The organism is Listeria fleischmannii subsp. fleischmannii LU2006-1, from assembly GCF_000344175.1.
Taxonomy (GTDB): domain Bacteria; phylum Bacillota; class Bacilli; order Lactobacillales; family Listeriaceae; genus Listeria; species Listeria fleischmannii.
Window position 1 is genome coordinate 55,301 of record NZ_ALWW01000011.1, and the last position, 10,358, is coordinate 65,658.

At 44.0% G+C, this 10,358-nt stretch carries 8 protein-coding genes, 2 rRNA genes and 1 pseudogene; all 11 read right to left on the minus strand.

What is annotated here, in order from left to right:
• Positions 1-2: 2 nt before the first annotated feature.
• Positions 3-1,439 (minus strand): amidophosphoribosyltransferase, encoded by a 1,437-nt coding sequence (purF, locus tag LFLEISCH_RS05075; RefSeq protein WP_007473706.1) that lies wholly within the window; start codon positions 1,437-1,439, stop codon positions 3-5.
• Positions 1,424-3,586: a phosphoribosylformylglycinamidine synthase subunit PurL gene (gene purL, locus LFLEISCH_RS05080; protein WP_077907955.1), complete on the minus strand. Its 2,163-nt coding sequence runs from the start codon at positions 3,584-3,586 to the stop codon at positions 1,424-1,426. Before purL ends, purF begins: the two co-directional genes overlap by 16 nt.
• A 43-nt stretch (positions 3,587-3,629) precedes the next feature.
• Positions 3,630-4,319: a phosphoribosylformylglycinamidine synthase subunit PurQ gene (purQ, locus tag LFLEISCH_RS05085; protein ID WP_007473710.1), complete on the minus strand. Its 690-nt coding sequence runs from the start codon at positions 4,317-4,319 to the stop codon at positions 3,630-3,632.
• A gap of 2 nt (positions 4,320-4,321) precedes the next feature.
• Positions 4,322-4,567, minus strand: a complete 246-nt coding sequence (purS, locus tag LFLEISCH_RS05090) for a phosphoribosylformylglycinamidine synthase subunit PurS (RefSeq protein WP_007473712.1) — start codon at positions 4,565-4,567, stop codon at positions 4,322-4,324.
• Positions 4,567-5,280: a phosphoribosylaminoimidazolesuccinocarboxamide synthase gene (purC, locus tag LFLEISCH_RS05095; protein WP_007473714.1), complete on the minus strand. Its 714-nt coding sequence runs from the start codon at positions 5,278-5,280 to the stop codon at positions 4,567-4,569. The genes purS and purC overlap by 1 nt, the downstream gene beginning before the upstream one ends.
• A gap of 58 nt (positions 5,281-5,338) precedes the next feature.
• Positions 5,339-6,630 (minus strand): annotated as a pseudogene (gene purB, locus LFLEISCH_RS05100) (adenylosuccinate lyase).
• A gap of 18 nt (positions 6,631-6,648) precedes the next feature.
• Entirely contained in the window at positions 6,649-7,773 is a 1,125-nt protein-coding gene (gene purK / locus LFLEISCH_RS05105) for a 5-(carboxyamino)imidazole ribonucleotide synthase (RefSeq protein ID WP_007473720.1), read from the minus strand.
• Positions 7,766-8,254 carry a 5-(carboxyamino)imidazole ribonucleotide mutase gene (gene purE, locus LFLEISCH_RS05110; RefSeq protein WP_007473722.1) on the minus strand — a complete coding sequence of 163 codons (489 nt, stop codon included), beginning with the start codon at positions 8,252-8,254 and terminating at the stop codon, positions 7,766-7,768. The genes purK and purE overlap by 8 nt, the downstream gene beginning before the upstream one ends.
• Positions 8,255-8,414: 160 nt before the next feature.
• Positions 8,415-8,951, minus strand: coding sequence for a DUF2179 domain-containing protein (locus LFLEISCH_RS05115; RefSeq protein WP_007473724.1), 537 nt, complete (start codon positions 8,949-8,951; stop codon positions 8,415-8,417).
• A 146-nt stretch (positions 8,952-9,097) separates the two neighbouring features.
• Positions 9,098-9,213: ribosomal RNA gene (gene rrf / locus LFLEISCH_RS05120) — 5S ribosomal RNA — on the minus strand.
• A 79-nt stretch (positions 9,214-9,292) separates the two neighbouring features.
• Positions 9,293-10,358: ribosomal RNA gene (locus LFLEISCH_RS05125) — 23S ribosomal RNA — on the minus strand; the annotation flags it as partial.

Below are 10,358 nucleotides of genomic sequence, written 5' to 3' on the forward strand. Positions count from 1 at the left end.
CCTTATTTTAATTTTTTTTGCTCGATTAGGCTTGCTAGATAATCTGCTTCATAGTCATATAAATCGGTCGGATAATCGCCGTTAAAATAAGCCATACATAGACCGCCATAAGGTTCGTTTGGATAAGGTTTGCCAATAGCCTGAACGAGGCCATCTTCACTAAGATAGGTGAGGGAATCTGCCCCGATAATTTGGCAAATTTCATCTACACTATGATTAGCGGCAATAAGTTCGTTGCGCGTTTGAATATCAATCCCATAAAAACACGGATAAGCAAGCGGTGGGGATGCAATTCGAACGTGCACTTCCTTGGCGCCTGCCTCGCGCAGTAAGCTCACAATTCGTTTACTAGTTGTACCGCGCACGATAGAATCGTCAATCATGACGACACGCTTACCTTGGACGACACCTCGGACGGCCGACAATTTCATCCGCACACCTTGTTCTCTTAGCTCCTGTGAAGGCTCAATAAACGTTCTGGCCACGTACCTATTTTTAATCAAGCCTAGCTCATAAGGTAATCCGGCCTCTTCTGCATAACCTATCGCTGCAGAAATGCTTGAATCAGGCACGCCTGTTACGACATCCGCCTCGACAAATGCTTCTTGCGCCAGTCGTTTTCCGCTACGTTTTCTAGCTGAGTGGACATTAATTCCTGCAATATTTGAGTCTGGGCGTGCAAAGTAAATATATTCCATACTACAAATGGAATGCTTCACTTCTTTTGTAAAAGTATCGATATGAAGCCCGTCATCATCAATAATAACGAGCTCGCCTGGTTCCACGTCACGAACAAATTCGGCTCCAACTGTTTCAAATGCGCACGTTTCCGAGGCAATGACATAGCTATCGCCAATGCGGCCAATCGAAAGCGGCCTAAACCCGTTTGGATCAAGTGCTGCAATCATTTGTTTCTCCGTAAGTAGCATGTATGCAAAGCCGCCTTTCACACGGTTTAAAGCTACTTTTAGATCCTGAATAAAATCACCCGTTTGGCTTCGCTTAATCAAATGGGCAAGCACTTCTGTGTCTGAACTTGTTTGAAAAATAGCACCTTGTTTTTCAAGCTCTGCCCGAAGCGAGGAAGCATTAATTAAATTCCCATTATGACAAAGCGCAAGTGACGACTCTTGAAAGTGAAATAAAAACGGCTGCACATTTCCTAAACTTTTCCCGCCGGCAGTCGCATATCGCACATGCCCAATTGCCCCCGTTCCTTTTAACCCGTCAAGCTCTCCGTGTTTAAAAACATCAGCAAGTAGCCCTAAATTCCGGTGACCACGTAATACTGCGCCGTCCGTCGACACAATCCCTGCGCCTTCCTGACCGCGATGCTGCAAACTGTGTAAGCCGTAATACGTGATATTAGCTGCAGCTGGGTGATTCCAAACGCCAAAAATGCCGCATTCTTCGTTTAATCCTTTTATTTCAGCAAGCATGGCAGTGCTCCTTCCCAAATTTCAGACAGACGTTCTGTAGAAACCACTACTTTCTCTTTTTCTGAGGAAATAATAAGCTCCGCGTCTTCTGTCACCATTCCAACTTCATGCAGATTTTCTAGTCCGAAAAACGCCTCGAACTGAGCCTTGTCCGTTTGTTTCACAGACACAATAAAACGAGATTGTGACTCACTAAAAATCATTGGAAGATCAAACGGGACGGTCACATGCGCGCCGTATTTCCCTTTTGCCGCCGATTCAAAAAGTGCCACCGCAAAACCGCCCTCTGAAATATCATGCGCACTTTGGACAAGTCCAGCTTGAATGGCACGAAGAACACTCGCTTGATTCGCTCGTTCTATTTCTAAATCCAGTTTTGGCGCCCGCCCAGAAATCTTACCTTGCAAGAGTTTTTGCAGTTCAGAGCCATTAAATTCAGCGAAAGTGTCACCGACTAAATAAATCGCATCCCCACTCATCTTAAAGTCTTGCGTCGTAATATCTTCTATATTTTCAACTAAACCAACCATCCCAATGACAGGTGTCGGGTAAATTCCAGTCCCATCCGTCTCATTATAAAGCGAGACATTTCCGGAAATCACAGGGGTTTGAAGCGCTCTACATGCCTCACTAATGCCGTCCGCTGCCTTTTCGATTTCCCAAAAAATTTCTGGCTTTTCCGGGTTACCAAAATTAAGACCATCCGTAATCGCAAGAGGCTTCGCGCCACTCGCTACAATATTTCGAGCCGCTTCACTTACCGCAATTGCACCCCCAAGCTCTGGATCCAGATACAAATACCTTGAGTTACAGTCCGTCGTCATAGCAATCGCCTTATTTGTCCCACGCACGCGCACAACAGCCGCATCACTTCCGGGCACAACGACCGTACTTGTACGAACTTGATAATCATACTGCTCATAAATATGCCGCTTACTCGAAATCGTTGGCTGAGAAAGCAACTTCTCCCAAACTTCTTTTATGTTTAAATCATCTGGCCGAAATGCCGCTTCATTTTGAAACGCCTCGTAGCGTTTAGGTTCTTTAGACGGTTTATGATAAACCGGTGCATCTTCCGCAAGAGCATCAACTGGCACATTCGCCACAATTTCCCCGTTTTGAACAATCGTATACATCTTATCATCCGTCACCTCGCCAATGGTCACAGCATGTAATCCGTAGCGCTCAAATAAAGCTTCAATTTCTGCCTCATGTCCCTTTTTCACACATAAAAGCATTCTTTCTTGTGACTCTGAAAGCAACATTTCATACGCGGACATATTCGTTTCACGTTGCGGCACATCGTCCATCACAAGCCTTAAACCAGATCCCGCTTTCGATGCCATCTCCGAACTTGAACTAACAAGTCCCGCTGCCCCCATATCCTGAATCCCGATCAAAATATCTGCGTGTTCATGAATGACTTCAAGACAAGCCTCTAACAGCAGTTTTTCCATAAATGGGTCCCCAACTTGCACAGCAGAACGTTCTTGTTCTCCTTCTTCGCTAAATTCCACAGAAGCAAATGTGGCTCCGTGAATCCCATCACGCCCTGTTTTAGCGCCGACATACATGACAGGATTGCCTACACCAACTGCTTGGCCTTTTTGAATATCTTCTTTTTTAATAACACCCACACACATCGCATTAACGAGCGGATTTTTAGCGTAGCAGGCATCAAATTGGACTTCTCCGCCAACTGTTGGGATACCAATTGAATTTCCGTAACCGGCAATCCCTTTCACCACTTCATTTACCAAATATTTGGTATGCGGATTATCTAACTCGCCGAAACGAAGCGAATTAAGCATCGCAATTGGCCTAGCACCCATTGAAAATACATCGCGAATAATGCCACCGACGCCTGTTGCAGCGCCCTGATAAGGTTCCACGTAGGACGGATGGTTGTGGCTCTCCACTTTAAATGCCACGCCGAGCCCTTCCCCAATGTCCACAATTCCTGCCCCCTCACCTGGGCCTTGTAAGACTTGCTTTCCTTCGGTTGGGAATTTTTTCAAAATAGGTTTAGAATTTTTATAACTACAATGTTCTGACCACATTACTGAGAAAAGGCCTGTTTCGGTGTAATTTGGTTTCCGCCCAAGAATGGAAACGATTAAGTCAAACTCACTATCTGTTAAACCCATCTCCTGGTAGATTTTCTGTTCTACGATTTGATCAACTGTTGGCTCATTTGCTAACACTTTCGTTTGCCCCCTTTAAAGAACTTATCATGGATTGAAATAGTTTGATACCGTCCGTCCCGCCGACAACCGCTTCAACAGCTCGCTCCGGATGTGGCATCATTCCCAGTACATTACCGCGCTCATTCACAATTCCTGCAATATTCGCCACACTGCCATTTGGATTTTCGGAAGCATATGTGAACACAATTTGGTTGTTCTCCTTTAGCTTTAAAAGCGTCTCCTCATCACAAAAATAGTTCCCCTCACCGTGTGCTACCGGAATCTCAATCTCTTCATGAAGGGCATACTCGGAAGTAAAAAGGGTTGTATTATTCTCAACCTGAAGCGGGAGCGTTTTACAAACGAAATGAAGGTGGCGATTACGAATGAGTGCCCCAGGAAGCAACCCACATTCCGTCAAAATTTGAAATCCATTACACACGCCTAGAACCGGACGACCTTCTTCTGCAAAGCGCATCACTTCTTTCATAATATTCGAAAATTTGGCAATAGCACCTGTGCGCAAGTAATCCCCGTAAGAAAAGCCACCCGGAAGTAAGACCGCATCAAATCCTTGAAGAGAATCCTCCGCATGCCAAACGTATTCGGCTTCCACAGAACAAACATCACGAATCGCATGAAGCATATCTAAATCACAATTAGAACCTGGAAACTGAATGACCGCAAATTTCATCCTTATGCCTCCTCAATTTCGTAACGATAATCTTCCATTACCGGATTCGTCAAAAGTTTATCACAAAGTTCATCTAACATATCATGCACAGAAGCATCCGTTTTCTCCACTTGAAGCTCCATATATTTTCCAATTCGAACGTCTGACACACCTGTATACCCCATACTGTTAGCTGCCTCATTAACCGCATCCCCTTGCGGATCAAGTACACTTTTCTTTAACGTCACATAAATTTTCACATTATACATTACTTCACGACCTCCATAAGTCTATTTAATACTTCATCATAAACTGTGATTAAATTCCCAATATTCCGACGAAAGACATCCTTATCCAGCTTTTCCTTCGTCTCTTTATCCCAAAGCCTACACGTATCAGGCGAAATCTCATCGGCAAGAATAATCGCTCCAGTCTCATCGCGCCCAAATTCCAGTTTAAAATCAACAAGCGTAATCCCTATTTCTGAAAAAAGTTCCTGTAGTTTTTCATTCACGTTAAGCGCTAAAGCCTTAAGCGTCTCAATTTCCTTCCTATCACAAGCCCCAAGAAAAACAACATGGTCATCATTAATAAAAGGATCGTCTAACGCATCATTTTTAAAATAAAATTCCACAATCGGCGTATCCATTTTTTCCCCTTCCGGTCTGCCCAGTCGTTTCGCAAGACTTCCTGCAAGCACATTTCGCACCACCACTTCAAGTGGAATGATTTCAACTTTTCGTATCAATTGTTCCGTCTCCGAAATTTGTTCAATAAAATGACTCGGAATCCCATGCGCTTTTAAATAACGAAAAATAAGCGAAGTGATCGTGTTATTGCGTTTTCCTTTTCCCGCAAAAACTTCTTTCCTTCCGCCGTTTAATGCTGTTGCATCATCCTTATATTTCGCTCGAAGCACACCTTCTTTTTCAGTCGTAAACAATTCTTTTGCTTTACCTTCGTAAATGAGTTCATTCGCCACTTAAAATCTCTCCTTTTGCAAAAGTTACCCGCTCGCCAAACGCGGCGAGCAAGTCTTTTTAAAGTCCTAAACGATTAAAAATTAAATCTACATTTTTAAGGTGGTAGTGATAATCAAAACAATCATCTATCTCTTCTTTTGAAAGTAACGCTGTAATTTTCGGTTCTGCTTCTACTAATTCTCTAAATGGTGTATTTGTTTCCCAAGCTTCCATTGCTTTTGGTTGAACGGTATCATAAGCTTCTTCTCTAGCCATTCCTTTATCAATTAAAGTAAGTAACACACGCTGGGAATAGATAAGTCCAAGAGTCGCATTCATATTGCGTTTCATATTCTCAGGGAATACTGATAAGTTTTTCACGATAGTTCCAAAACGATTTAACATATAATCAAGTAAAATGGTCGCATCGGGTAAAATAATTCGTTCCGCTGAACTGTGTGAAATATCTCGTTCATGCCAAAGTGGCACATTTTCGTAAGCTGTCATCATATGACCGCGAATGACACGTGCAAGTCCGGTCACGTTTTCTGAGCCGATTGGATTCCGCTTATGTGGCATAGCTGAACTCCCTTTTTGGCCTTTCGCAAAAGCTTCCTCGACTTCGCGCACTTCACTTTTTTGAAGGCCACGCACCTCAACCGCAAATTTTTCAATAGAAGTCGCAATTAAAGCAAGTGTTGCCACATATTCCGCATGTCGATCGCGCTGTAATGTTTGTGTAGAAATGGGGCTGGTGTCGTGCCTAAGTGCTTACACACATATTCTTCGACAAAAGGATCGATATTCGCATACGTCCCAACTGCACCGGAAATTTTGCCAAACTCAACACCCTTTGCGGCGTGAGTAAACCGCTCTAAATTACGTTTCATTTCCTCATGCCAAAGAGCCAGTTTCAAGCCAAATGTTGTTGGCTCCGCATGTACGCCGTGAGTTCTGCCCATCATGACCGTATCTTTATGAAGTCGCGCTTTATCAGCTAAAATTTGGATAAAGTTTTCTAAATCTTGATGTAAGATTTCATTCGCTTGCTTTAATAAGTAAGAGTTTGCTGTATCCACGACATCCGTTGAGGTTAAACCGTAATGAACCCATTTACGTTCTTCCCCTAATGTTTCTGAAACCGCTCGCGTAAATGCCACCACATCATGGCGCGTTTCAAGTTCAATTTCTTTAATTCGCGCAACATCAAAACTCGCATTTTCCCGAATCTTAGCCACATCCGCTTTTGGAATATCGCCCAGTTCTGCCCAGGCCTCACAAGCTAAAATTTCAACTTCAAGCCAAGCTTTAAACCGGTTCTCCTCCGTCCAAATTTTACCCATTTCTTCTCTTGTATAACGTTCAATCATGCGTCTTGGTCCTCCCGTTTATTCCCAAATTTTCGTTTCTTCTAAATCAATTAAAACAGCATTCGGATCGTTCGCTAAAATTGTAATATGCCCCATCTTCCGGTCCACTTTTGCCTCTTTTTTCCCGTAATAATGGACATACCACCGCGAATAATCACCCATTTGTTCATTCACACCTGCCACATGTTGCCCTAAAATATTAATCATCACCGCAGGACGAACAAGCTCTGGTTTTAAAAGGGGTAATCCTACAATCGCACGAATATGCTGTGTAAACTGCGAAATATTACATGCCTCAATCGTATAATGTCCCGAGTTATGCGGTCTTGGAGCAAGTTCATTCACATAAAGCGCGCCAGACGTTGTCACAAACATTTCAACCGCTAAAACACCTTCTAACTGTAAAACTTCCGCTAGTTTTACAGCAATCGCACGCGCTTCCTCATGAATATCTCTGTCCAAATTCGCCGGCACAACAGAAGTATGCAAAATATTATTTTGATGTACATTTTCACTTACTGGAAACGTTTCAATTTGTCCTGAAGCATTTCTAGCCACAATCACCGAAACTTCTTTTTCAAACGGAATAAATGCCTCAAGTACACAAGAACCATATTTTAATAGTTCAGATGCTGCATCCACGTCTTCCACACTACGGAGAACAATTTGACCTTTTCCGTCGTAACCGCCCCGTGCCGTTTTCAATACAGCTGGGTAGCCAATACTTTTACTTTGTTCTAAAATATCATCCTTGTCCACCACAACCGCATAAGGGGCAATATTAATATTGACTGACTCCAAATAAGCTTTTTCCAAAATACGATCTTGCGTAATCGATAATAATTCAGACCCTTGCGGCACCTTCACCATATCCTCAATTTTTGCAAGTGCACCGTTATCTACATTTTCAAATTCATAAGTCACCACATCCGCTTTTACAGCCAGCTCCCGTAGTGCCTCCACATCATCATACTCCGCTATAATTTGCTCATCACAAACCTGACCACAAGGAGAATCTATGGTCGGGTCTAAAACAATCACCCGATATCCCATAGCTTTCGCACTAAGCGCCATCATCCTGCCTAGTTGCCCACCTCCGATAATGCCAATTGTGCTGTTTGGTAATAAATACGTTTTATTCAAGTCGATCACTACTTTCTAGTACAGTTTCTTCTAGTGTAGCACGTCTTTTCGCTAATCGGCTAGCAATTAAATCATTAGAAATTGATAAGATTTGTGCAGCGAGTAAACCAGCGTTTGTTGCCCCACTTTCACCAATCGCAACAGTCGCTACTGGAACACCTGCTGGCATTTGTACAATTGACAAAAGTGAATCCATTCCATTTAGCGCGCGCGATTTAACCGGCACACCAATAACAGGCAATGTCGTTTTCGCAGCTACCATACCCGGTAAATGCGCAGCGCCGCCAGCACCTGCAATAATCACTTTAATTCCATTTTCTCTTGCCGTTTCCGCATAACGAAACATTAAATCTGGTGTCCGATGTGCCGAAACAACCTTTTTCTCATAAGAAATTTCGAGCTCATCCAGTATCTCGCATGCTTTCTTCATCGTTTCAAAATCAGAGATACTCCCCATAATAACACCAACATCCACAGACATTTACGGTCCAACTCCTTCTATAAAAGTGAATTTCCGTTTCAACATCTTAATTCTAACAATAGAAATCGCAAATGTCAATTTAAAATCGAACATTTTCAAAACTTAAAACACGAACGTTCGTGTTTTGCAAATCCATAAAAAAAGCCCTGCAAGGAGGACTTCATTTCATTCGTTTTCGCACGCTCTTCACCCAGAACCCACCATGAATTTGTTTTGGCTCTGAAGTAACAATAAACGCCTTCTCATCAATGGCCACTATTTCTTTATAAAGCTTGCGTTCATTTTTCCTTGGGGTTAAAATCTCAAGCATCATCCGCTCACCATCTCGTCCATTCGCAAGCCAACTCGTCACCCCGTACCCCAAGTCCCTAATTTGATTCGGCAAATCCAAATTGTACTGTTGTGTAATCACATTCACCGTGATATAGCCTAAAGCAAGTCTTTCTTCAATTTTCATTCCAATAAATAGCCCCACACCAAATCCAACTGCATATGCAATCACATTTGCGATATTATTCAAGTTATCAAGCACCAAACTAAGTGCCACTACGTAAACCACCATCTCAATTACGCTGACAAAGGCAGCTAAATATCGATAGCCTTTCATTGTCAGTAATAAACGTACCGTTGAGATGGCCACATATAAAATGTTAACAATAAAAATTGTGAGCACAATACCAACTGCCCCATCTACCATCCTTATCCCTACTTCCTATAAAACAAAAAGTCAAACCTGCTTATTTATTATACACTATTCCTATTCCATTTTAACCATCACTTCAAACACTTTCCTAAAAAAAGGTATAAAAAAAGAGCTCAGAAAAATTTCTGAGCTCACAAATTGCCCGGCAGCGACCTACTCTCACAGGGGGAAGCCCCCAACTACCATCGGCGCAGAGAAGCTTAACTACCGTGTTCGGGATGGGAACGGGTGTGACCTTCTCGCCATAGCTACCAGACAAAAGAATGAAAGAACGATGTTCTCTCAAAACTAGAGAAGAAAAGCGTTTAGTTATCCACGTAACGAATCAAGATTAAAAGGTTAAGTCCTCGATTGATTAGTATTTGTCCGCTCCATATGTCGCCATACTTCCACTCCAAACCTATCTACCTGATCATCTTTCAGGGATCTTACTTTCTTACGAAATGGGAAATCTCATCTTGAGGGGGGCTTCACGCTTAGATGCTTTCAGCGTTTATCCCTGCCGCACATAGCTACCCAGCGATGCTCCTGGCGGAACAACTGGTACACCAGCGGTGCGTCCATCCCGGTCCTCTCGTACTAAGGACAGCTCCTCTCAAATTTCCTGCGCCCGCGACGGATAGGGACCGAACTGTCTCACGACGTTCTGAACCCAGCTCGCGTGCCGCTTTAATGGGCGAACAGCCCAACCCTTGGGACCGACTACAGCCCCAGGATGCGACGAGCCGACATCGAGGTGCCAAACCTCCCCGTCGATGTGGACTCTTGGGGAGATAAGCCTGTTATCCCCGGGGTAGCTTTTATCCGTTGAGCGATGGCCCTTCCATGCGGAACCACCGGATCACTAAGCCCGACTTTCGTCCCTGCTCGACTTGTCAGTCTCGCAGTCAAGCTCCCTTGTGCCTTTACACTCTGCGAATGATTTCCATCCATTCTGAGGGAACCTTTGGGCGCCTCCGTTACTCTTTAGGAGGCGACCGCCCCAGTCAAACTGCCCATCTGACACTGTCTCCCCACGCGCTAAGCGTGGCGGGTTAGAATGGTCATACAGCGGGGGTAGTATCCCACCAGCGCCTCCTCGCATGCTGGCGCACGCGATTCTTCGGCTCCTACCTATCCTGTACAAGCGGTACAAACATTCCATATCAGATTGCAGTAAAGCTCCACGGGGTCTTTCCGTCCTGTCGCGGGTAACCTGCATCTTCACAGGTACTATAATTTCACCGAGTCTCTCGTTGAGACAGTGCCAGATCGTTGCGCCTTTCGTGCGGGTCGGAACTTACCCGACAAGGAATTTCGCTACCTTAGGACCGTTATAGTTACGGCCGCCGTTTACTGGGGCTTCAATTCTGAGCTTCGCGAGATGCTAACCCATCCTCTTAACCTTCCAGCACCGGGCAG